Here is a 21,905-nt window from a genome sequence, read left to right as displayed (position 1 = left end):
GTGTCCCCGAGAGTGGGCCGTGGCGACCGCGCCGGGACCCGGGCCAGGTCGGTCAGGGCAGTTCCTCCTCGGCCCGACGGTATGCGTCGATCTTGTGTTCGAGCACCTTCAGGTCCTCCGCCAGCTCGGCCATCCGGGTCAGCACCCGGGCCCGGTGCGCCTCGAACAGTGCCCGTCGGGCGCCGAGCGTGCTGTCGCCGTGCCGGGCCAGCTCGGCGTAGCGACGCATGTCGCGCACCGGCATCCCGGTCCGGCGCAGCCGGGTGAGCAGGAACAGCCAGTTGACGTCGGACTGGGTGTAGCGGCGGCGACCGGAGGAGTCCCGGCCGACCGGGGCCACCAGCCCCTCCTGCTCGTACCAGCGCAGTGTGTAGGTGGTCAGGCCGACCCGTTCCGCCGCCTCACCGACGGTGAGGCTCATCTCCCGCGTGCTGATGTCCACCGGTCCAGGCTTCCAGTTCGAGCACGCTCGAAGTCAAGCCCCATTGCTCGGCCGGCGGAATTCATCTACCGTTGATTTCAACGGATGATGAATTGATCGGGGGTGGGACATGGACGACGCGGTGTCGGTCCGTGACCTCGTGGTCGAGCGGGGCGGACGGCGGGTGCTGCACGGAATCACCTGCGCCGTCGGCCGGGGCACGGTCACCGGGTTGCTGGGGCCCAGCGGCAGCGGCAAGACCACGTTGATGCGCGCCGTGGTCGGGGTGCAGACCGTCGGCACCGGAACGGTCGACGTGCTCGGCCGGCCCGCCGGCTCGGCCGAGCTGCGCCGCAAGGTCGGTTACCTCACCCAGGCGCCGAGCGTCTACGCCGACCTGACCGTCCGGGAGAACGCCCGTTACTTCGCGGTCCTCCAGGGCCGCGCGCACGCCGAGGCCGACCGCGCGGTGGCCGACGTCGGCCTGGCCGCCGCCGCCGACCAGCTCGTCGGCACGCTCTCCGGCGGGCAACGCAGCCGCGCCTCGCTGGCCTGCGCCCTGGTCGGCGAGCCGGAGCTGGTCGTCCTCGACGAACCCACGGTCGGCCAGGACCCGGTGCTGCGGGCCGACCTGTGGGCCCGGTTCCACGCCCTGGCCGCCGCCGGCACCACACTGCTGGTCAGCAGCCACGTGATGGACGAGGCGGCCCGGTGCGACCGGCTGCTGCTGATCCGGGAGGGCCGGCTGATCGCCGACGACACCCCGGCCGGGGTCCGCGCCACCACAGGCGTGGACGACCTGGAGGAGGCGTTCCTGCGCCTCATCCGCGACCAGGACGGGGAGAACCGGTGAACGCGCGCATCCTGGCCGCCACGACCGGGCGCATCCTGCGCCAGCTGCGGCACGACAAGCGCACCGTGGCGCTGCTCGTGGTGGTGCCGTCGGTGCTGCTCACGCTGGTCTACTTCATGTACGTCGACCAGCCCGCCCCACCCGGCGCACCGGGCCCCTTCGACCGGGTGGCCCTGATCATGCTGGGCTTCTTCCCGTTCATCATCATGTTCCTGGTGACCAGCATCGCCATGCTGCGCGAACGCACCACCGGCACGCTGGAACGGCTGCTCACCACCCCGCTGGGCAAACTCGACCTGCTCTTCGGCTACGGCATCGCCTTCGGCCTGGCCGGGGTGCTCCAGTCCACCGTGGCCTCGGTGGTCGCCTACCAGGTGTTCGGGCTGACCACCGCCGGCAGCGCGTGGCTGGTCGTGCTGATCGCCGGGGTGAACGCGGTACTCGCGGTGGCGCTCGGGCTCTTCTGCTCGGCGTTCGCCCGCACCGAGTTCCAGGCCGTGCAGTTCATGCCGGTCGTGGTCGCCCCGCAACTGCTGCTCTGCGGGCTGTTCGTGCCCCGCGACCAGATGGCCGGCTGGCTCCAGGCGGTCAGCGACGCGCTGCCGCTGTCGTACGCGGTCGAGGCGTTGCAGGAGGTCGGCGCGCACGCGGAGCCGACCGGCACGATGTGGCGCGACGTGGCGATCGTGGCCGGCGCGGCGGTGGTGGCGCTGGTGCTGGCCGCCGCGACGCTGCGCCGGCGCAGCGGATGAGCCCGCCGCGCAGCGGCCGGCGGCCCGGCAACCCGGACACCCGGGAGGCGATCCTCGCCGCGGCCCGTGCCGCGTTCGCCGACCGTGGCTTCGACGCCGCGTCGGTCCGGGCGATCGCCGCCGCCGCCGCGGTGGACCCGGCGCTCGTGCACCACTACTTCGGCACCAAGGAGGATCTGTTCCGGGCCGCCATGGCGTTCCCGGCCGACCCGGGGCGACTGCTGCCGGAGGTGCTCGCGGGCGAGCCGGACCGGGTCGGCGAGCGCCTGGTCCGGGTGTTCCTGACGGTGTGGGACTCCCCGGCCGGGGCCGCCGGGGTGGCGCTGCTGCGCTCCGCGGTGAGCAACGACTGGACCGCCCGCCTGTTCCGGGAGTTCCTGGTCACGCAGGTGCTGCGCCGCGTGCTCGACCACCTCGGCGTGGACCCGGCGCAGCGGCCGCTGCGCGGTGGGCTGGTCGCCACCCAACTCGCCGGGCTGGGCATGATGCGGTACGTGATCCGCCTCGACGGGGTCGCCGCCGCCGACCCGGCCACGCTGGTGGCCGCCGTCGGCCCGACCGTCCAGCGCTACCTCACCGGCGACCTGGACTGACCCGCGCGGCCCGGTCCAGGCCACGGCCACGTCCACGGCCACGGCCCCACGATCAGCGGGTCTGCTCCAACCAGGAGGCGTACAGCAGCGCGTACACCGAGTCGGTGTCGCGCAGCAGCTTCTCGTGCGGGCCGCGCTGCACCACCCGGCCCCGGTCCACCACGATCACCTCGTCGGCCGCCTGCGCGGTGGAGAGCCGGTGGGCGATGGCAAGCGTGGTCCGCCCCCGGGTCACCGCGTCCAGCGCCCGTTGCAGGCGAACCTCGGTGGCCGGGTCCACCGCGCTCGTCGCCTCGTCCAGGACCAGCAGATCCGGGTCGGCCACGTACGCCCGGGCCAGCGCCACGAGCTGCCGCTCGCCCACGCTCAACGCCTCGCCGCGCTCCCCGACCGGGGTGTCCAGACCGGACGGGAGGCCGTCCAGCCAGTCGGCCAGCCCCAACTCGTCGAAGGCGGCGGTGAGCCGGGCATCGGTCAGATCCGGGCGGGCGAACCGGACGTTCTCCCCGACCGTGGCGTCGAACAGGAAACCGTCCTGCGGCACCATCACCACCCGGGCGCGCAGCGAGTCGAACCGCACCTGACGCAGGTCGACGCCGGAGAGCAGCACCTCGCCCCCACTCGGATCCATCAGCCGGGTGAGCAGCTTGGCGAAGGTGGTCTTACCGCTGCCGGTCTCCCCCACCACTGCCACCCGGCTCTTCGCCGCGATGTCGAGCGTCACGTCGTGCAGCACCGGCGGACCACCCGGATAGGCGAACGTCACACCGGCGAACCGCACCTCCAACGGGCCGGCCGGCAGGTCCCGCCCCTGCCGGCCCGGGTCGGCCACGTCCGGCTCGATGTCCAGCACGTCAAGCACCCGCCGCCAGCCGGCGATCGCGTTCTGCGCCTCGTTGAGCACCTCGGTGGCGATCTGCACCGGCTGGATGAAGAGCGTGACCAGGAACAGGAACGCGGTGAGCTGGCCGACCGACAGCGTCCGGTCGACGCCGAGGTTGACCCCGACCACCACCACCCCGGCCAACGCCACGCCGGCCGCCAACTCCCCTACCGAGCTGCCCATGATGCTGGTACGGATCGCCTTCTGCTGGGCCAGCCGCTGCCCGTCGATCGCCACGTCCAGCCGCCGGGCGGTGCGCCCGGCGATCCCGTACGCCCGGATCACCGGCGCACCCACCACACTCTCGCCGATCGCGCCGAGCAGCGTGCCGGTGCGCTGCCGGACCACGCCGTACGCGCCGGCCAGGCGCCGCTGCAACCGTCGGATCACCAGCAGCGCCGGAGCGAACGCCAGGAGCACCACGAGCGTCAACTGCCAGGAGTACGCGAGCATCACGGCGGTGGTCACCACCAGCTGGCCCACGTTGACGATGAGGATCACGCCGCCCCACTGGAGGAACTGGGTGATCTGGTCGACGTCGCTGGTCACCCGGGACACCAACGAGCCACGCCGCTCGGACTGCTGGTGCAGCATCGACAGGTCGTGGACGTGCCGGAACGCGCGGGTACGCACCCCCGCCAGGGCGGTCTCGCTGACCGTGAACAGCCGGCGCATCATCAGGTAGCCGCAGGTCGTGGTGACCACCAGCACGGCGGCGGTGATCGACACGGTCAGCCAGATGACGTCCAGGTTCAGCCCACCGACGATGCCGTGGTCGATGCCGCGTTGCACCGCCACCGGCACGGCCACCCGGCCGACCATGTAGACGAGCGCCAACGCCACCGTGCCGGCCAGACCGACGCGCAGCTCCGGGGATAGCGCCAACCCACGGCGCAGCGTCCGCCAGGTCGACTCGTCCCGCTGTTCGGCAGTCACGGCGCTCACTGGATGTGCCCTTCGTTCGCGACTGCGGGGCTCCGCTGCGCTGCACTCCTCGCGCTCACCGGACCCACCCTTCGTTCGCGACTGCGGGGCTCCGCTGCGCTGCACTCCTCGCGCTCACCGGATCCGCCCCTCGTTCGCGACTGCGGGGCTCCGCTGCGCTGCACTCCTCGCGCTCACCGGTCAACCTCGATCTCCAGTCCGGAGGTCATCGGCGTGACCTCGTCGTACGTGCGGTTCTGGTCGCGTTCCTGCTCGGCCTGCTCGTACGCGGTCACCAGGGCGGTGTAGCCGGGCACGGTGACCAACAGCTCCTGATGGGTGCCGCGGGCGACCACCCGGCCCTGCTCCACGTAGATCACCTCGTCGGCGAGCGCGATCGTGGCCCGCCGGTACGCCACCACCAGGATCGACGCCGACGCGCCACCGTCGGCGGAGCCGCGCAGCCCGGCCAGGATGGCCGCCTCCACCCGCGGGTCGACCGCGCTCGTGGCGTCGTCGAGCACCAGCAGCCGGGGACGGCCGGCCAGCGCCCGCGCGAGGGTCAACCGCTGCCGCTGCCCGCCGGAGAGCGAGGTGCCCCGCTCGCCGACCATGGTGTCCAGCCCGTCGGGCAGCGCGGCGACGAAACCGTCCGCCTCGGCCAGCCGCAGCGCCGCCCACACCTCGTCGTCGCCGATGCCGGCCCGGTCGAGCGTGATGTTGGCCCGGACCGTGTCGTCGAAGACGAACGGCACCTGGGCCACGAGCGCCACCGTCGAGGCGAGCGACCCGGCGGTCAACTCCCGCACGTCCACCCCGTCCAGGGTGACCCGGCCGGCGTGCGGGTCGACCAGGCGCACGGCGAGCGAGGCGATGGTGGACTTGCCCGAACCGGTCGGCCCGACCAGGGCGACCGTCTTCCCGGCCGGCACGGTGAACGTCACCTCGCCGAGCACCTCGACGCCGGGCAGGTGCGCCTCGGCCGGCTCGTAGGCGAAGTGGACGTCGGAGAAGCCAAGCGTGGCCGGCGTACGGGTGGCCGGGTCGAGCGTCGTCGTGCCGTACGGCATCTCACCGGTGGCGTCGAGCACCCGGCGGACCCGCTCCCAGCCGGCGACGCTGCGCGGCAGTTCGGCCAGCACCCAGCCGATCGCGCGGACCGGGAAGGCCAGCACGGTGAACAGGAACGCCACGCTGACCAGCTCGGTCACCGTGATCGCGCCCTGCCGGAACCGGACCGCGCCGACCACGAGCACGGCCAGGGTGCCGAGGCTGGGCAGCGTCTCCAGCATCGGGTCGAACACGCCGCGGAGCCGGCCCACCGAGATCAACGCGTCCCGCAGGTCACCGGCGCGGGCGGAGAAGCGGGCGGTCTCCTGGGCCTCGCGGCCCATCGTCTTGACCACGAGCGCGCCGTCGAAGCTCTCGTGGGCGATGCCGCTGACCTCGGCGCGCAGCCGCTGCGCCCGGGCCTGCCGGGGCGCCATCCGGCGGGAGTAGACCACGTTGAGCGCGAACAGCGCGGGGAACACGGCCAGGCCGACCAGGGCCAGCGCCCAGTCGGTGAGGAACAGCGAGGCCACCGCGCCGAGCAGCATCACCAGCGTGCCGACCGCGAACGGCAGCGGCGCGATCGGATACCAGGCGGCCTCCACGTCGGAGTTGGCGTTGGACAGCAACGTGCCGGTGGAGTTGCGCTGGTGCCAGGCCAGCGGCAGTTCCAGGTAGCGGCGGGTGACCCGGCGCCGGTAGGCGGCCTGGAGCCGGTACTGCATGTAGCCGGCGCCGAGCCGCCGGCCGAAGATGGCGACCACCCGCAGCACGCTGATGCCGAACAGTGCCGCCGCCGCCAACGCCAGGGTGCCGCCGGCCACCGAGCCCCGTTCGACCGCCGGCACCACGAGGTCGCCGACGACCGCGCCGACCACGTACGCGCTGGCGATCACCAGGAGACCGAAGAGCACGCTGCCGCTGACCGCGACCGCGAAGATCCGCGGTTGTTCCCGGATGGCCCGGCCGAGCACCCGCAGCCCGCTGCCGAGCACGTCCCGACTTGTCCCGCTCGCCACACTCGCCCCCGCCGTAAGCCGCATTTTTCTCCCCCATCCTTACCGCTCGTGGCCGTCTCCGCCGACCAGGCCGGCAGGTGTCCGCCGTCACGTCCGGTCCGACCTGGGCGGATGGCGCCACTCGGCGCCGGCTGGCGCGGCGCCGTCCGGCGTGGCGCGCCGATCGGCGGGCCCCGGCCTACGATCGGACCATGCCGCGGTACGCCCGAACGGAGCGCGAGGCGCTCGCCGACCTGATGCTGGACGTGGGACCGGACGCACCGACGGTCAACGAGGGATGGACCACCCGAGACCTCGCCGCGCACCTGCTGGTGCGGGAGCGCCGGCCGGACGCGGCCGGGGGCATCCTGCTGCCGCCGCTGCGCGGCTACGGCGAGTCGGTCCGCCGGCGGATCGCCGCCGGGCCGTACGCCGAGCTGATCGCCCGGGTACGCCGTCCCCCGGTGTGGAGCCCGGTGAGCAACCCGCTCACCGACGAGCTGGCCAACGGCATGGAGTTCTTCATCCACCACGAGGACGTCCGGCGGGCCCGGCCGGGTTGGAGCCCGCGCGACCTGCCGGCCGGGCAGCAGGCGGTGCTCTGGAAGCGGGTCTCCCTGCTGGCCCGGATGGCGCTGCGGCGCTTCCCGGCCGAGGTGCTGGTGCAGGCCCCCGGGCACGGCGAGGTGCGGGCCGGTGGGGGTGGCGAGCGGCTGCGGGTGGTCGGCGCACCGGGTGAGCTGGTGCTGTTCCTGACCGGTCGCCAGCGGGTGACCCGGGTGCAGGTGGACGGCCCGGCCCCGCTCGCCGAGCGGCTGCGTACCGCCGAATTGGGTCTCTGAGGCGAGGGCTGGGCACGGTTGCCGCAGGCGGGAGCGACGCCGGTCGGCCGATCAGGGCTAGCCGCTGGACGGGTGCAGGCAATACCCTTCGGTAACCGCAGACCGACGTGACCCCCGTCACGTCCTCCACCCCTGAAGGCGGCTACAGCGATGGCTCTCGATGTACCGTACCAGTCCGTACCCGACATGTTCCTCAAGCGCGTGGCGGACTCCCCCGACCGGCAGGCGTTCGCCCACCCCGCCCCCGACGACTCGGGCCCGGTCTGGTTGACGTGGGAGCAGGTCGGCCACCGCGCCAAGGCGATCGCCGCCGGTCTGCACGGGCTCGGCGTCGGCCTGGAGAACCCCGTGGCGATCCTGGCGAACACCCGGCTGGAATGGGTGCTCGCCGACTTCGGCATCATGTGCGCCGGCGGCGCCACCACCACCGTCTACCCGACCACCGAGCCGGAGGACGCGGTCTTCATCATCGCCGACTCCGGGTCGCGGGTGCTGTTCGCCGAGGACCCCGGCCAGGCGGCGAAGATCGCCGGAGCGGACCTGCCGGCGCTGACCCACGTGGTGCTCTTCGACGGCACGCCGGACCCGGCCGCCACCGTCCCGCAGCTCACCCTGGCCGAGTTGGAGGAGCGCGGGACGTCCGCGCTCAGCGCCGACCCGGACCTGATCGAGCGGCTGGTCGCCGGCATCGGGCCGGACCACCTGGCCACCCTGATCTACACCTCGGGCACCACCGGCCGGCCCAAGGGCGTGGAACTGCTGCACGGCGGCTGGTGCTGGGAGGGCGTCGCCCAGGCCGACCTCGGTCTGCTGCGCGTCGACGACCTGCAGTACCTGTGGCTGCCGCTGTCCCACTCGTTCGGCAAGACGCTGCTCTGCGGCGCCACCCACGTCGGCCTGCCCACGTACGTCGACGGCCGGGTGGACCGGCTGGTCGACATGCTCGGCGTGATCCGGCCGACGCTCATGTGCGGCGCGCCCCGGGTCTTCGAGAAGGTCTACAACAAGACCGTCACCACCGCGCAGGGCGCGGGCGGCGCCAAGGCGAAGATCTTCGCCTGGGGCGTCGCGGTCGGCAAGGAGAAGGTCGCGCTGGAGCAGGCCGGCCAGCCGGTCCCGGCCGGGCTGCGACTCAAGTACGCGCTCGCCGAGAAGCTGGTCTTCAGCAAGCTCCAGGCGCGGCTCGGCGGCCAGATGCGCGTGCTGGTCTCCGGCGCGGCGCCGCTGAGCAAGGAGATCGGCACGTTCTTCGCCGCCGCCAACCTGCCGATCTCGGAGGGCTACGGCCTCACCGAGACCAGCGCCGGCGCGTTCGTCAACCCGCCCGACGGGCTGCGGATCGGCAGCGTCGGCCGGGCCATGGGCGACCTGGAGTGCCGCATCGACACCGACGGCGAGGTCCTGCTCCGGGGCCGTCCGGTGATGCGCGGCTACCACAACCTGCCCGCGGAGACCGCGGAGGCGTTCACCGAGGACGGCTTCTTCCGCACCGGCGACATCGGCACCCTGGACGCCGACGGCTACCTGCGCATCACCGACCGGAAGAAGGACCTGGTCAAGACGTCCGGCGGCAAGTACGTCGCGCCGTCGCACGTCGAGGGCATGTTCAAGGCGGTGTGCCCGTACACCTCGCAGGCCGTGGTGATCGGGCAGGCCCGCAACTACTGCACGATGCTGGTGACCCTGGACCCGGACGCGATCAAGGCCTGGGCCGTGGGCACCCCGCTGGAGGGCAAGGACTACACCACGATCGTCACCTCGCCGGAGGCGCAGGCGATGGTCGACGGCTACGTCGCCGAGCTGAACGCCAAGCTCAACCGCTGGGAGACGATCAAGAAGGTGACGATCCTGCCCCGGGACCTCACCATCGAGGACGGCGAGGTCACGCCGTCGCTGAAGATCCGGCGCCGCAGCGTGGAGACGAACTTCTCCTCCGAGATCGACAAGATGTACGAGGGCACGCTCGCCGAGCTCTGACAGCCGGGACCGCGTCGGTCGTGCCCACCGTCCCGGGGCACGGCCGCGCATCCGGCGCGGCGACGGTCACAGGTGCCGCCGCCGCCACCGGCTCTGCTCGGCCTCGGCGGCGAGTTGCTCGGCCAGGGCGAGCTGACGCACCTGGCGCCGCCGACCGCCCTCGCCGCGGGTCTCCCACACCACGCCGCAGGTGGTGACCACCGCCAACGCGCCGAGCGCGACCAGGTCGGGGAGCCAGGACACGAGCGGCCCGACCACGGCCAGCGCCGCCACGGTCACCAGCAGCGCCCGGTGCACCTCCCGCACGGCCAGCCACCAGCACGCGGCGACACCGAGCAGGTGCAGCGCGACTCCGCCGAAGAGGATCAACGCCCACAAGGTGCCCAGCGGCGGTCCCCAGGCGGGTGTCTCCGGTCGTGCGGCCTCCGCGAGCAGGTCCTTGAGGCTGAGCGCGTACAGGATGATCCCGAGGATCATCGGCAGGTGCAGGAACGTGTAGACGTCGCGGGCCAGCCGTACCCGGGTGGCCTCGTCCCGGGCCTGGTGCAGCGCCTGTTCCAGCGCGAAGGCGAGCGTGTCGAAGTACGCCCACCAGAGCGCCGCCACGACCACCACGCCGAGCAGCGCGGCCACCAGCACCGGGGCAGTGATCGGCAGTCCCTGCTTGGGGCCGATCCCCAACGCGATGATCGACTCGCCGAGCGCGATCAGCACCATCAGCGCGTGCCGTTCCGCCCAGTGCCCGGCCGAGAGCACCCCCCACCACCGCCGGGCCAGCCGCACCCCGCCGACGTACTCGACAAGTACCGCCAGGGTCCACAGCGCCAGTTGCAGCCCCACCGCGACCCGTTCCTGCGGCAGCCGGGACGCCACGACGCCGGCGACGACGAGCAACGCGGTGGCCACGGTCGGCATCAGGGCGCGCAGCAGGAAGCCCCGCCGCCGGGCCGGGTCGGCGAAGTCCACCCACCCGAAGACGGTGAGCTGGGCCATCCGGATCACGTAGTAGCACCCGGCGAAGGTCAGCGAGCCGGGCAGGTCGCCGAAGGCGTCGGGCACACCGAGGACCAGCAGGAACGTCGCGGCCACGGTGACGAAGCCGACAAGCGGCAGCACGCCCTGGTCGGCGCGGAACGCGTTGCCCAGGCGGGCGAAGCCGGTCCACGACCACCAGAGCAACGTCAGGACCAGCAGGAAGCGGTAGAGGTTGGCCGGGTTGGTCTCCGAGGCGGTGAGCGTGGTGACGCTCAGGAACGCGAAGACGAAGACCAGGTCGTAGAAGAGTTCCAGCCAGGTGGTCCGGGAGCCGGGCGCGGCGGGTCGGACCGCCGACGACCACCGGCCCGCGCCCCCGTTGCCCACCCGGGCAGTCTGCGGGGCGCCGCGGCCCGGCGGTGGCGGTTCGACCGATCACCGCCGGAACGGGCGGGCCGGGACCTCAGGCGATGACGCTCGGTTCCCGCCACTGCGGGCGGCCGGTCCGGTCCAGGTCGTAGCGGACCGCGGCGAGCCGTCCCACCGCCTCCAGCAACTCCTCGGCCGGCAGCGTGAACGGCAGCCGCAGGAAGCGTTCCAGCGTCCCGTCCAGACCGAACCGGGGGCCGGGCGCCAGCCGTACGCCGACCTCCTCCGCCGCCCGGGCCAGCGCGCTGGAGATCGGCCCGTCCAGCTCGGCCCAGAGCGTCACGCCGCCACCCGGCACCCGGACCCGCCAGTCGGGCAGCCGCTCGGCGAGCGCCGCGACCAGGGTGTCCCGCTGGGTGGTGAGCTGTGCCCGGCGGGCCGTCACGATGGCCGGCGCGTCCGCGAGCAGGTGCACCGCGACGAGTTGGTCGAGCACCGGGCTGGCCATGTCCACGCCGACCCGCGCCGCGGCGAGCCGCTGCACCTGGGGCGCCGAGGCACGCGCCCAGCCGATCCGCAGCCCGCCCCAGTACGGTTTGCTCATCCCGCCGATGCTGATCACCCGGGAATGCCTGTCGAAAACGGCCACCGGCGGCGGCAGCGGTGTGCCGTCCAGCGGCAGGTCGACGAAGGATTCGTCGACCACCAGGTCGGTCCCGGCGGCGTGCGCCGAGGCGACCAGCCGCTCACGCAGGTCGGCCGCCATCAGGTGGCCGGTCGGGTTGTGGAACTCGGGGATCACGTACGCGAGCTTCGGCCGGGTCTGCCGGATGCTGCCGAGCAGCAGGTCGGCGTCCCAGCCCTCGTCGGAGAGTCCGTGGGTGGCGATGCGGGCCCGCCGGGCGGAGAGCGCGGCCAGCGCGTTGGGGTAGGTGGGCGACTCCACAAGCACCCCGCCGCCCGGCGACAGGGCCAGGCGCAGCACCAGGTCCAGCGCGTGCTGGGTGCCGCTGGTGACCATGATCTGTTCCGGACTGGTGGGCAGCCCGCGCTCGGTGTAGGAGCGGGCCACGGCCTCGCGCAGCTCGATGATGCCCGTCGGGTGGTAGCCGGCGCCGCCCAGGTAGCGGGGCAGGTCCTCCGCCGCCGCCCTGGCGGCCGGGAGCAGTTGCGGCGGCGCGGAGAGCGCGGCGACACCGAGGTCGATCATGTCGCGGTCGTCCAGCGGCGTCCACAGTCCGGTGCTGGCCACCCGGTGCCCGCCGGGAAGCATGGTCCAGCTCCCGGCCCCGCGCCGGCTGGTCAGGTGGCCGCTCTCCCGCAGTTCCCGGTACGCCGCGGTGACCGTGGTCCGGCTGATCCGCAGCGCCTCGGCCAGCTCGCGTTCGGCCGGCAGGCGTACGCCGAGGGGGAGGCGGCCGTCGGCGAGCAGGCCGCGGACGGCGGCGGCGAGCGCGGCGTAGTCCGGGCTGCGGCGGCGGCCCGGCAGCGCGTGCCACTGGCCGAGGAGTCGCGCCAATTGGACGCCACGAACCTGACTCGTCATGGCCACACCTCCGGAATTGGCCCGCTCACCAGGCGGAATTGGCTTCTAGGGTGGCATCCATGGCTCCGCTTGGCAATCTCCGGCACCGGCCGGCGCGACGGCTCACCCAGCTCTACGTCGGGCTCGTGCTCTACGGGCTCAGCATGGCGCTGATGATCCGGTCGGAACTCGGGCTGGACCCCTGGGACGTGTTCCACCAGGGACTGGCCCGGCAGACCGGTCTCTCCTTCGGCACCGTCACCATCGCCGTCGGCGCCCTGGTGCTGCTGCTCTGGGTCCCGCTGCGGCAGCGCCCCGGCCTCGGCACGATCAGCAACGTCGTGGTGGTCGGCCTGGTCGTGGACGCCACCCTGGCCGTGCTCCCACCGGGCGACAGCCTGCCGGTCCGGGCCGCGATGCTGCTCGCCGGGATCGTCGCCAACGGCGCCGCCACCGGCCTCTACCTGGGCGCCGGACTCGGCCCCGGCCCGCGCGACGGCCTGATGACCGGCTTCGTCGCCCGCCGGCCCCGCTGGTCGGTGCGGCTGGTCCGGACCACCATCGAGGTCGTCGTGCTCGCCCTCGGGTGGCTGCTCGGCGGCACCGTCGGCCTCGGCACCGTGGCGTACGCGCTGGCCATCGGACCCCTGGCCCAGTTCTTCATCGCGCTCTTCGCGCTGCCGGCCCGACCGGACCCCGCCTACGCCACGTGATCACCACCGGGGCCCAGCGCCACGGTCGGCCCCACCCGCACCGCCCTGACCTGCGGCGGCCAACAAGCACGACACCGGGTGTTCCCTCCACCCTCGTCGGCGGGCATCATTTCCGCATGGGGGAGAACGGTTGGCGTTGGAGCGACGCCTGGATTTTCGTCGCACTTGTCATGGCGAGCGGCGCCGGGCGGCACCGGCGGGCCGCCGCCACACGCCGCCCCGAAGGGGTACGCCTCGCCGACGTGCTCTCCACCGCCGACCACCTCAACCAGGCCATCCCCGAGCGGCACGAGGTGGAGGGGGCGGTCCGCCGCCTGGTGAGCGCGGGGCTGGTCAGCGTCTCCGACGGCTGGTTCCGGGTCACCCCGGACGGCGAGCGGCTCTGGCGAACCCGACCCAACGCCGGGCTCGGCACCACCGTCGACACCGTGCAGGGTGTGCTGACCCGCCGTCAACGACCGGCCGAGTCCGAGTGGCACCTCCCCGAGGACGACCACGCGGCCGCGGTGCAGGAGTACGTGGTCCGGTCGATCCCGATGCCGCGCCGCTCCCCGGAGGGGCGCTCCGGCCGGCCCTGACCGCTCAGCGCACCGGGTGCCCGGCGACGCGCAGCGCGTCCTTGACCTCACCCACGGTCAGCTCCCCGAAGTGGAAGACGCTGGCCGCGAGCACCGCGTCGGCGCCCGCGTCGACGGCCGGCGGGAAGTGCGCCACCGCACCGGCGCCACCGCTGGCGATCACCGGCACGTCCACCACGTCCCGGACCGCCTGGATCAGCGGCAGGTCGAACCCGGCCTTGGTGCCGTCGGCGTCCATCGAGTTGAGCAGGATCTCCCCCGCCCCCAGTTCCGCACCGCGCGCCGCCCACCGCACCGCATCCAGGCCGGTGCCCCGCCGGCCGCCGTGCGTGGTGACCTCGAAGCCGCTCGGGGTGCCCCCGTCCGGGGCGCGACGCACGTCCAGGGAGAGCACCAGCACCTGCCGGCCGAACCGGTCGGCGATCTCGGCGATCAGTTCGGGCCGAGCGATGGCCGCGGTGTTCACCCCGACCTTGTCCGCCCCGGCGCGCAGCAGCGTGTCGACGTCGGCGACCCGGCGCACACCGCCGCCCACGGTGAGCGGGATGAAGACCGACTCGGCGGTGCGCCGCACCACGTCGAGCATGGTGCCGCGGTCGCTGGACGAGGCGGTGACGTCCAGGAAGGTCAACTCGTCGGCGCCGGCCCGGTCGTACGCCGCCGCCAGTTCCACCGGGTCGCCCGCGTCCCGCAGGTCGACGAAGTTGACGCCCTTGACCACCCGCCCGGCGTCCACGTCCAGACACGGGATGACCCGCACCGCCACCGTCATGCCCCGAGCGTAGCCAACGCGACGGCGGCGGGGGGGGGGGGGGGGGGGGGGGGGCGCGGGGGGGGGGGGGGGGGGCCGGGGGGCGGGCGCCCCCCCCCCCCCCCCCCCCCCCCCCGCCGCCGTCGGCGCACCAGGATCAGAGCCGGACGAGGATCAGAGCCGGACCAGCATCTTGCCCAGGTTCTCCCCGCGCAGCAGGCCGAGGAACGCCTCGGGGGCCTGCTCGATGCCGTCGACCACCGTCTCGTCGTAGGACAGTTGCCCCTCGCGCAGCCAACCGGCCATCTCCTGGACGAACTGCTCGCGCAGGTGACCGTGGTCACCGACCAGGAAGCCACGCAGGGTCAGACGCTTGCCGATGACCAGCGCCAGGTTGCGCGGCGCAGCCGGCGGCTCGGTCGCGTTGTACTGCGCGATCATGCCGCAGACTGCCGCCCGCCCGTGCAGGTTCATCGCGCCGATCGCCGCCTCCAGGTGATCGCCGCCGACGTTGTCGAAGTACACGTCGACGCCGTCCGGGGCAGCGGCCTTGAGCTGCTTGTAGACCGGCCCGTCGTGGTAGTCGAAGGCGGCGTCGAAGCCGAGCGCCGCGAGCCGCTCGACCTTGGCCCGGGAGCCGGCGCTGCCGATCACCCGCCCGGCGCCGCGCAGCTTCGCGATCTGGCCCACCACGCTGCCCACCGCGCCTGCCGCGCCGGAGACGAAGACGGTCTCGCCCGGCTTCATGGCAGCCACGTCGAGCAGCCCGGCGTACGCGGTCAGCCCGGTCATCCCCAGCACGCCCAGCCAGGCGCCGAGCGGGGCGAGATCCGGGTCGACCCGACGTGCCGCCCGGGCCTCGACCAGCGCGTACTCGCGCCAGCCGAGGCCGTGCAGGACGAGGTCGCCGGGTGCGACACCAGGTGCCTCGCCGGCCACCACCTCACCGATCGCGCCGCCGTCCAGCGGTGCGTCGAGGGCGAACGGCGGCACGTACGACTTGGCGTCGTTCATCCGCCCACGCATGTACGGGTCGACGGACATGAGCCGGTTGCGGACCACGAGTTGTCCCGGGCCCGGCGTCGGCACCTCGGTGGTGACCAGCCGGAAGTTCTCCGCGGTCGGCCACCCCGTGGGGCGCGACGCCAGGTGGATCTCCCGGTTCACCGGGCCTCGCGGACGGTGCGGGTCACCTCGACGTTGCCCCGGGTGGCGTTGGAGTAGGGGCAGACCTGGTGGGCCGCGTCGACGAGCTGCTCGGCGGCGGCGCGCTCGACCGCGGGCAGATCCACCACCAGGGTCACGGCCAGGCCGTACCCGCCGCTGCCGTTCGGGCCGATGCCGACCTCAGCCTCGACGACCGAGCCGGAGACGTCCGCCTTGGCCTGCCGCGCGACCACGCGCAGCGCGGAGTGGAAGCAGGCCGCGTAGCCGGCCGCGAAGAGCTGCTCCGGGTTGGCCGCGCCGCCGGCGCCGCCCATCTCCTTGGGTACGGCGAGGTCCAGCTCGACGGTGCCGTCGGAGGTGCGGACGTGGCCGTCGCGGCCTTCGCCTGTGGCGCGGGCGGCTGCGGTGTAGAGCACCTGCATGTCACTGCTCCTTCTGTCGGTGGATCGTCTCGGTGACCCGGGTGAGAATGCCGTGCAGGAAGACCAGCTCGGCCTCGGTGAGGCCGGTGGCCGTGGCCACCTGTCGTGGCACCTGCCCCATCCGCTCCCGCAGCGACCGGCCCCGGTCGGTGAGGCCCACCTCGACCCGGCGCTCATCTGCCGCCGAGCGGGTACGCACCACCAGACCGGCCGCCTCCAGCCGCTTGAGCAGCGGGGAGAGCGTGCCGGAGTCGAGCCGGAGCTGTGCGCCGAGCTCGGAGACCGTGGGGGCGTCGTCGTCACGCTCCCAGAGCACCAGCAGCACCAGGTACTGCGGGTAGGTCAGTCCGTGCTCGTCGAGGATGGGCCGGTAGACGTCGGTGAGGGCGCGCGACGCCGCGTAGAGGGCGAAGCACACCTGCCGGCGCAGCACCAGATCATCGGTCACTCCTTTACCGTAATGCACAATCAAGTTGTGCACAACTTATCGGCGCGCGGACCGCCGCGGCGTCGGTCGTCCGGGACGGCCCGGCACGTTCCGGCGGGTGGGCCGGTCAGTCCGGAACCTGGTGACCCACCAGGCACGGCGCGCGGGCCGGCCCTCCCGGGAGGGCCGGTCAGCCGGCCGGGAGATAGGCCTCCAACTCGACCTCCACCAGGTGCTCCGGGTCGAGCAGACCGGCCACCACCACCATCGTCGCCACCGGGCGTACCGGCCCGAACACCGCGTTGTGCGCCCGGCCCACCTCGTCGGCGTAGAGCCGGTCCGTCACGTACATCCGGGTCCGCACCACGTCACCCGGCCCGGCACCCACCTCGGCCAGCGCGGCCAGGCCGATCCGGATCGCCTGCGCGGTCTGCGCCGCCGCGTCCCCCACGTGCACCACCACCCCGTCCACGGTGGAGGTGCAGCCGGCGGTGATCGCCAGCGAACCGGCCCGGACCACCCGCGAGTAGCCGTAGAGCGCCTCCCACGGGCCACCGGAGCCCAGCCGGGTGACCACCTCCGCGCCCACCGGCGCCGCGGCCGGATCGGCCGTCACGCGCCGGCCCGCAACGTGGCGAGCGCCTCGGCCACGGTGAACGCCCCCGCGTAGAGCGCCTTGCCCGCGATCACACCCTCCACCCCCACCGGCTCCAGGGTGGACAAGGCGCGCAGGTCGTCCAAGGTGGACACCCCGCCGGACGCGATCACCGGGGCGTCGGTGCGGTCGCACACCTCACGCAGCAGGTCCAGGTTCGGCCCGCGCATGGTGCCGTCCTTGGTGATGTCGGTGACCACGTACCGCGCCGCGCCGGCCCGGTCCAGCCGCGCCAGCACCTCGTACAGGTCACCGCCGTCGCGGGTCCAGCCGCGCGCCGACAGGGTACGACCGCGCACGTCCAACCCGATCGCCACCCGGTCGCCGTACTCGCCGCAGACCCGGTCACACCACTGCGGGTCCTCCAGGGCGGCGGTGCCGATGTTCACCCGGGCCGCCCCGGTGCCCAGCGCCGCCCGCAGCGACTCGTCGTCGCGGATACCGCCGGACAACTCCACCTGCACGTCGAGCTTGCCGACCACCTGGGCGAGCAGGGCCGCGTTGGAACCCCGGCCGAACGCGGCGTCCAGGTCCACCAGATGGATCCACTCCGCGCCGTCGGACTGCCAGGCCAGGGCCGCCTCCAACGGATCGCCGTACGCGGTCTCGCTGCCGGCGGCGCCCTGCACGAGCCGGACGGCCTGGCCGTCGGCGACGTCCACGGCGGGCAACAGGGTGAGGCTCAACGCATCTCTCCTCGGATCCTCAACGACGGTCCAACGCGATCACCACGATCGCGGGCAACACCAGCAACAACAACGCCACCAACGCCAACCGCAACGCGACGTCGTCGACCAGATTCCAGATCGCCACCACCGCGACGGCGGTGAGCACCACGATCGTCGCCTGCTCACGCCGGGTGTGCCGGCGCAGCCGCCCGGTACGCCCGCGCCGCGGCGACGGCGTCAGCCGGCGTACCCAGGCCCGGCGCCGATCCCGGCGCGCCACCCGGCGGGCGCGGTCGGCGCGGGCCCGCTCCTGCTCGACCTCGCGCGCCGCCCGGCGGCGCGCCCGCTCCTTGCTCACGCGGCAGCCCGCGTGAGCGGGACCGGTCCGGTCACAGCGTGCCGAGCCAGTTGCGCAGCAGCACCGCACCCGCGTCTGCCGACTTCTCCGGGTGGAACTGGGCGGCCGACAGCGCGCCCCGCTCCACCGCCGCGACGAAGTCGACGCCGTGGTGCGCGGTCGTCACCGCCGCCCCGCCCTCGGCCAGCGCGGCCGGGTCGGTCACCCCGTAGGAGTGGACGAAGTAGAACCGGACATCCGCCGGCAGCCCGGCGAACAACGCCGAACCGGTCGGGGGCCGCACGGTGTTCCACCCCATGTGCGGCAGCCGTCGCGCGGGCAGCCGCGTCACCCCGCCCGGCAGCAGCCCCAGCCCTTTGGTCACCACGCCGTGCTCCTCGCCGTACCCGAAGAGGATCTGCATGCCGACGCAGATGCCGAGCACCGGACGCCCGGCGGCGACCCGGTCGGCGATGACCGGCCCGGCGCCCAACGCCTCGATCCCGGCCATGCACGCGGCGAACGCGCCGACGCCCGGCACCACCAGCCCGTCGGCCGCCGCCGCGGCGGACAGGTCGTCGGTGACCGTCACATCGGCACCGGCCCGTTCCACGGCGCGCTCGGCCGACCGCAGGTTGCCCGAGCCGTAGTCGAGCACCACCACCCGGGGAGCCATCACCCCTCCCCCGGCAGCAGCCAGAGCACACCCGCGGCGGTGGCCAGCACCGCCAGCAGGCCGGTGACCACCACGGCGACCCGCGGGGCGCCCTGCTTGAGCAGCGACCACGTCCCACCGACCAGCAGCCCGGCCAGGATCAGCAACAGCGTCGGCAGCACCTTCATCAGAGCCGCCCCTCATTCGCGGCTGCGGGACTCCGCTGCGCTGCGTTCCTCGCGCTCATCACAGCCACCTTGTCATTCGCGACTGCGGGACTCCGCTGCGCTGCGTTCCTCGCGCTCATCAGAGTGCGCCCTTCGTGGACGGCACCACACCCGCGTTGCGCGGGTCCAGTGCGGTGGCCTCGCGCAGCGCCCGGGAGACGGCCTTGAACTGGGCCTCGACCACGTGGTGGGCGTCCGGGTGCCCGCCCGGACGGGCTGCCCGCAGCACGTCCACGTGCAGCGTGACCCGGGCCGACTGGCCGAACGACTCCCAGATGTGCCGGGTCATGCTGGTCGGGTAGACCGGGCCGATGTACGGGGCCAGCGCCGGCTCGTCGTGCACCACGTACGGCCGGCCGGACAGGTCGACCGCGGCCCGGACCAGCACCTCGTCCATCGGGACGGTGGCCGAGCCGTACCGCCGGATGCCCGCCTTGTCGCCGAGCGCCCGGTCGAACGCCGCGCCCAGCGCGAGCGCGGTGTCCTCCATCGTGTGGTGCGCGTCGATCTCCAGGTCACCGACGGTGTGCACGGTCAGGTCGAAACCGCCGTGCCGGGCGATCTGGTTCAGCATGTGGTCGTAGAAGCCGACGCCGGTCTCGATGTCGGCCTTGCCGGTGCCGTCGAGGTCGATCTCGACGAGCACCTTGGTCTCGTTGGTGACCCGCTCGATCCGGGCGGTGCGGTTCATGACAACTTCTCCATCGCGGCCAGGAAGGCGTCGGTCTCGGTCGGGGTGCCGGCGGTGACCCGCAACCAGCCGGGCAGGCCCACGTCGCGGACCAGCACGCCGGCATCGAGCAGGGTACGCCAGGCCACCGCCTGGTCCCCGTCGACGGCGAACAGGACGAAGTTGGCGTCGCTGTCGGCCACCCGGTGACCCCGGGCACGCAGCTCGGCCACGATCCGGTCCCGCTGGGCCATGATGGCCGTCACGGTGCCCAGCAGCGCGTCCCGGTGCGCCAGCGCCGCCCGGGCCGCGGCCTGGGTGAGCGCGGACAGGTGGTAGGGCAGCCGGACCAGCTGCACCGCGGCCACCACCGCCGGGTCGGCCGCCAGGTAACCCAACCGGCCCCCGGCGAACCCGAACGCCTTGCTCATGGTCCGGGTCACCACCAGCCGCGGGTGACCGGGCAGCACGGCCAACGCGCTGACCGTGCCGGGGCGGGCGAACTCGGCGTACGCCTCGTCCACGACCACCATGCCGGGCGCCTCGTCAAGCACCGCGGCGACCGCCGCCGGGTCCAGCGCGGTGCCGGTCGGGTTGTTCGGCGAGCAGAGGAACACCACGTCCGGCCGGTGCTCGCGGACCTGGGCCACCGCGTCGGCGGCGGTCAGCCCGAAGTCGACGCCCCGGGCCGCCGGAACCCACCGGGTGCCGGTGCCGAGCGCCAGCAGCGGATGCATCGAGTACGCCGGGGTGAAGCCCAGCGCGGTGCGCCCGGGACCACCGAACGCCTGGAGCACCTGCTGCTGGATCTCGTTGGAGCCGTTGGCCGCCCACACGTGGTCGACGGTGAGGCCGTGGCCGAGGTAGGCGGCCAGGTCGGCGCGCAGCGCCACCGCGTCCCGGTCCGGGTAGCGGTTGAGGTCACGCAGCTCGGCCGCCAACGCCTTGCCGATCGCCTCGACCACCGGTTCGGGCACCGGGTAGGAGTTCTCGTTGGTGTTCAGCCGGACCGGCACGTCGAGCTGCGGCGCGCCGTACGGGGAGCGCCCGCGCAGGTCGTCGCGGATCGGCAGGTCGTCGAGCGTGGTCACGGCGCGCCGCCCTCGGCGAACCGGACGCTCACCGCCTGGCCGTGCGCCGGCAGGTCCTCCACGGTCGCCAGCGTGACCACGTGCGGAGCCACCTCGCGCAGCGCGTCCCGGGTGTACTCGACCAGGTGGACGCCGCGCAGGAAGGACTGCACGGACAGGCCGGAGGAGTGCCGGGCGCAGCCGCCGGTGGGCAGCACGTGGTTGGAGCCGGCGCAGTAGTCGCCGAGCGACACCGGCGACCAGGCGCCGACGAACACCGCGCCGGCGTTGCGCACCCGCAGCGCCCACTCGCGGGCGTTCTCGGTCTGGATCTCCAGGTGCTCGGCCGCGTATGCGTCGACCACCCGCAGCCCGGCCTCCAGGTCGTCGACCAGGACCACGCCGCTCTGCTCGCCGCCCAGCGCGGCGCCGATCCGCTCGGCGTGCTTGGCGGCGGGCACCTGCCGGGTCAGTTCCGCGTCGACCGCGTCGGCCAGCCGGGTGGACGGGGTGACCAGCACGCTGGCGGCCAGCGGGTCGTGCTCGGCCTGGCTGATCAGGTCGGCGGCGACGTGCGCCGGGTCGGCGGTGTCGTCGGCCAGGATCGCGATCTCGGTCGGCCCGGCCTCGGCGTCGATGCCGACCACGCCGCGCAGCAGCCGCTTGGCGGCGGTGACCCAGATGTTGCCCGGGCCGGTGATCATGTCGACCGGCTCGCAGCGCTCGTCGCCGGCCGGGTCGACAGTCGCGCCGTGGGCGAGCATGGCCACCGCCTGGGCGCCGCCCACGGCGTACACCTCGTCGACGCCGAGCAGCGCGCAGGCGGCGAGGACCCGCCCGTCGGGCAGGCCGCCGTTGTCCTTCTGCGGCGGGCTGGCCACCACAAGCGACCGCACCCCGGCCGCCTGGGCCGGTACGACGTTCATCACCACCGTCGACGGGTACATCGCCAGGCCGCCGGGGACGTACAGACCGACCCGGTCGACCGGCAGCCACCGCTCGGTCACCGTGCCGCCGGGCACCACCTGCGTGGTGTGGTCGGTGCGCCGCTGGTCGTCATGGACCCTGCGGGCCCGGCTGATCGATTCCAGCAACGCGGCGCGGACCTGCGGGTCCAGGTCACCCTCGGCGGCCCGGATCGCCTCCACCGGCACCCGCAGCCGCTCCGGCGAGACGCCGTCGAACCGCTCGCTGGCCTCCCGGATCGCCGGGTACCCATGCTCCCGGACCGCCTCCACGAGCGGGCGGATCCGCTCGACCGCCACGGAGACGTCGAGCTGGGCACGGGGCAGCAGGCGGCGCGGGTCGCGTGCCCCGCCGCGCAGGTCGATCCGATTCAGCACACGTGCGAGTCTAGGCCGCCCCCGGCGCGGCCGGCCGGGGCCGCCCGTACGCCGGGACGG

At 73.7% G+C, this 21,905-nt stretch carries 24 protein-coding genes; 7 read left to right on the top strand and 17 right to left on the bottom strand.

Going from position 1 to position 21,905, the window contains the following annotated elements; all coding sequences use genetic code 11:
• Nucleotides 1-52: 52 nt before the first annotated feature.
• On the bottom strand, nucleotides 53-442 hold the full coding sequence (locus ACLQ2X_RS19280; protein ID WP_425682437.1) for a MerR family transcriptional regulator: 390 nt from the start codon (nucleotides 440-442) through the stop codon (nucleotides 53-55).
• Nucleotides 443-551: 109 nt separating this feature from the next.
• On the opposite strand from ACLQ2X_RS19280, the gene ACLQ2X_RS19275 reads away from it, so the two are divergent.
• The 3 genes from ACLQ2X_RS19275 to ACLQ2X_RS19265 are packed head-to-tail and all read left to right on the top strand — an operon-like array spanning nucleotide 552 to nucleotide 2,619.
• On the top strand, nucleotides 552-1,274 hold the full coding sequence (locus ACLQ2X_RS19275) for an ABC transporter ATP-binding protein (protein ID WP_425682436.1): 723 nt from the start codon (nucleotides 552-554) through the stop codon (nucleotides 1,272-1,274).
• Entirely contained in the window at nucleotides 1,271-2,026 is a 756-nt protein-coding gene (locus ACLQ2X_RS19270; RefSeq protein ID WP_425682435.1) for an ABC transporter permease, read from the top strand. The genes ACLQ2X_RS19275 and ACLQ2X_RS19270 overlap by 4 nt, the downstream gene beginning before the upstream one ends.
• Nucleotides 2,023-2,619: a TetR family transcriptional regulator gene (locus tag ACLQ2X_RS19265; RefSeq protein WP_425682434.1), complete on the top strand. Its 597-nt coding sequence runs from the start codon at nucleotides 2,023-2,025 to the stop codon at nucleotides 2,617-2,619. Before ACLQ2X_RS19270 ends, ACLQ2X_RS19265 begins: the two co-directional genes overlap by 4 nt.
• 52 nt (nucleotides 2,620-2,671) lie before the next feature.
• On the opposite strand, the gene ACLQ2X_RS19260 is transcribed toward ACLQ2X_RS19265, so the two are convergent.
• Both ACLQ2X_RS19260 and ACLQ2X_RS19255 read right to left on the bottom strand, forming a co-directional pair.
• Complete coding sequence (locus ACLQ2X_RS19260; RefSeq protein ID WP_425682433.1) at nucleotides 2,672-4,447, bottom strand: ABC transporter ATP-binding protein; 1,776 nt, start codon at nucleotides 4,445-4,447, stop codon at nucleotides 2,672-2,674.
• Nucleotides 4,448-4,620: 173 nt separating this feature from the next.
• Nucleotides 4,621-6,519, bottom strand: coding sequence for an ABC transporter ATP-binding protein (locus ACLQ2X_RS19255; RefSeq protein WP_425682432.1), 1,899 nt, complete (start codon nucleotides 6,517-6,519; stop codon nucleotides 4,621-4,623).
• 167 nt (nucleotides 6,520-6,686) lie between these two features.
• On the opposite strand from ACLQ2X_RS19255, the gene ACLQ2X_RS19250 reads away from it, so the two are divergent.
• Together ACLQ2X_RS19250 and ACLQ2X_RS19245 are read left to right on the top strand one after the other, a co-directional pair.
• Nucleotides 6,687-7,316: a TIGR03085 family metal-binding protein gene (locus tag ACLQ2X_RS19250; protein ID WP_425682431.1), complete on the top strand. Its 630-nt coding sequence runs from the start codon at nucleotides 6,687-6,689 to the stop codon at nucleotides 7,314-7,316.
• A gap of 150 nt (nucleotides 7,317-7,466) precedes the next feature.
• Nucleotides 7,467-9,293: an AMP-dependent synthetase/ligase gene (locus ACLQ2X_RS19245; RefSeq protein ID WP_425682430.1), complete on the top strand. Its 1,827-nt coding sequence runs from the start codon at nucleotides 7,467-7,469 to the stop codon at nucleotides 9,291-9,293.
• A 66-nt stretch (nucleotides 9,294-9,359) separates the two neighbouring features.
• Here ACLQ2X_RS19245 and ACLQ2X_RS19240 read toward each other — a convergent pair whose 3' ends face one another.
• A complete protein-coding gene (locus ACLQ2X_RS19240) occupies nucleotides 9,360-10,655 on the bottom strand; it encodes a low temperature requirement protein A (RefSeq protein ID WP_425682429.1) in 1,296 nt (431 codons plus the stop codon).
• A gap of 76 nt (nucleotides 10,656-10,731) precedes the next feature.
• Nucleotides 10,732-12,183, bottom strand: a complete 1,452-nt coding sequence (locus tag ACLQ2X_RS19235; protein WP_425682428.1) for a PLP-dependent aminotransferase family protein — start codon at nucleotides 12,181-12,183, stop codon at nucleotides 10,732-10,734.
• 59 nt (nucleotides 12,184-12,242) lie between these two features.
• Here ACLQ2X_RS19235 and ACLQ2X_RS19230 point away from each other — a divergent pair, with 59 nt between their 5' ends.
• Both ACLQ2X_RS19230 and ACLQ2X_RS19225 read left to right on the top strand, forming a co-directional pair.
• On the top strand, nucleotides 12,243-12,875 hold the full coding sequence (locus ACLQ2X_RS19230) for a YczE/YyaS/YitT family protein (RefSeq protein WP_425682427.1): 633 nt from the start codon (nucleotides 12,243-12,245) through the stop codon (nucleotides 12,873-12,875).
• Nucleotides 12,876-12,991: 116 nt separating this feature from the next.
• Entirely contained in the window at nucleotides 12,992-13,453 is a 462-nt protein-coding gene (locus tag ACLQ2X_RS19225) for a hypothetical protein (RefSeq protein WP_425682426.1), read from the top strand.
• Between the two features lie 4 nt (nucleotides 13,454-13,457).
• Here the strand turns inward: ACLQ2X_RS19225 and hisF are convergent, their stop codons facing one another.
• From hisF to hisD, 12 genes are all read right to left on the bottom strand, one after another.
• Nucleotides 13,458-14,225 (bottom strand): imidazole glycerol phosphate synthase subunit HisF, encoded by a 768-nt coding sequence (gene hisF / locus ACLQ2X_RS19220; RefSeq protein ID WP_425682425.1) that lies wholly within the window; start codon nucleotides 14,223-14,225, stop codon nucleotides 13,458-13,460.
• Between the two features lie 153 nt (nucleotides 14,226-14,378).
• Nucleotides 14,379-15,371: an NADP-dependent oxidoreductase gene (locus ACLQ2X_RS19215; protein WP_425682424.1), complete on the bottom strand. Its 993-nt coding sequence runs from the start codon at nucleotides 15,369-15,371 to the stop codon at nucleotides 14,379-14,381.
• Entirely contained in the window at nucleotides 15,368-15,793 is a 426-nt protein-coding gene (locus tag ACLQ2X_RS19210) for an organic hydroperoxide resistance protein (protein ID WP_425682423.1), read from the bottom strand. The genes ACLQ2X_RS19215 and ACLQ2X_RS19210 overlap by 4 nt, the downstream gene beginning before the upstream one ends.
• A gap of 1 nt (nucleotide 15,794) precedes the next feature.
• Complete coding sequence (locus tag ACLQ2X_RS19205; protein ID WP_425682422.1) at nucleotides 15,795-16,241, bottom strand: MarR family winged helix-turn-helix transcriptional regulator; 447 nt, start codon at nucleotides 16,239-16,241, stop codon at nucleotides 15,795-15,797.
• A gap of 169 nt (nucleotides 16,242-16,410) precedes the next feature.
• Complete coding sequence (locus ACLQ2X_RS19200; protein WP_425682421.1) at nucleotides 16,411-16,836, bottom strand: Rid family hydrolase; 426 nt, start codon at nucleotides 16,834-16,836, stop codon at nucleotides 16,411-16,413.
• Complete coding sequence (gene priA, locus ACLQ2X_RS19195) at nucleotides 16,833-17,561, bottom strand: bifunctional 1-(5-phosphoribosyl)-5-((5-phosphoribosylamino)methylideneamino)imidazole-4-carboxamide isomerase/phosphoribosylanthranilate isomerase PriA (protein ID WP_425682420.1); 729 nt, start codon at nucleotides 17,559-17,561, stop codon at nucleotides 16,833-16,835. Before priA ends, ACLQ2X_RS19200 begins: the two co-directional genes overlap by 4 nt.
• 19 nt (nucleotides 17,562-17,580) lie before the next feature.
• Nucleotides 17,581-17,901: a hypothetical protein gene (locus tag ACLQ2X_RS19190; RefSeq protein WP_425682419.1), complete on the bottom strand. Its 321-nt coding sequence runs from the start codon at nucleotides 17,899-17,901 to the stop codon at nucleotides 17,581-17,583.
• A gap of 31 nt (nucleotides 17,902-17,932) precedes the next feature.
• On the bottom strand, nucleotides 17,933-18,556 hold the full coding sequence (gene hisH, locus ACLQ2X_RS19185; RefSeq protein ID WP_425682418.1) for an imidazole glycerol phosphate synthase subunit HisH: 624 nt from the start codon (nucleotides 18,554-18,556) through the stop codon (nucleotides 17,933-17,935).
• Nucleotides 18,556-18,723: a hypothetical protein gene (locus ACLQ2X_RS19180; protein ID WP_425682417.1), complete on the bottom strand. Its 168-nt coding sequence runs from the start codon at nucleotides 18,721-18,723 to the stop codon at nucleotides 18,556-18,558. The genes hisH and ACLQ2X_RS19180 overlap by 1 nt, the downstream gene beginning before the upstream one ends.
• A gap of 118 nt (nucleotides 18,724-18,841) precedes the next feature.
• Nucleotides 18,842-19,453: an imidazoleglycerol-phosphate dehydratase HisB gene (hisB, locus tag ACLQ2X_RS19175; protein WP_425682416.1), complete on the bottom strand. Its 612-nt coding sequence runs from the start codon at nucleotides 19,451-19,453 to the stop codon at nucleotides 18,842-18,844.
• Nucleotides 19,450-20,523 carry a histidinol-phosphate transaminase gene (locus ACLQ2X_RS19170; RefSeq protein ID WP_425682415.1) on the bottom strand — a complete coding sequence of 358 codons (1,074 nt, stop codon included), beginning with the start codon at nucleotides 20,521-20,523 and terminating at the stop codon, nucleotides 19,450-19,452. Before ACLQ2X_RS19170 ends, hisB begins: the two co-directional genes overlap by 4 nt.
• Complete coding sequence (gene hisD / locus ACLQ2X_RS19165) at nucleotides 20,520-21,845, bottom strand: histidinol dehydrogenase (protein ID WP_425682414.1); 1,326 nt, start codon at nucleotides 21,843-21,845, stop codon at nucleotides 20,520-20,522. Before hisD ends, ACLQ2X_RS19170 begins: the two co-directional genes overlap by 4 nt.
• Nucleotides 21,846-21,905: the final 60 nt, after the last annotated feature.

It is taken from the genome of Micromonospora sp. DT31 (genome assembly GCF_049841795.1).
Classification (GTDB): Bacteria; Actinomycetota; Actinomycetes; order Mycobacteriales; family Micromonosporaceae; genus Micromonospora.
This window is presented reverse-complemented; position numbering and strand designations above follow the sequence as displayed.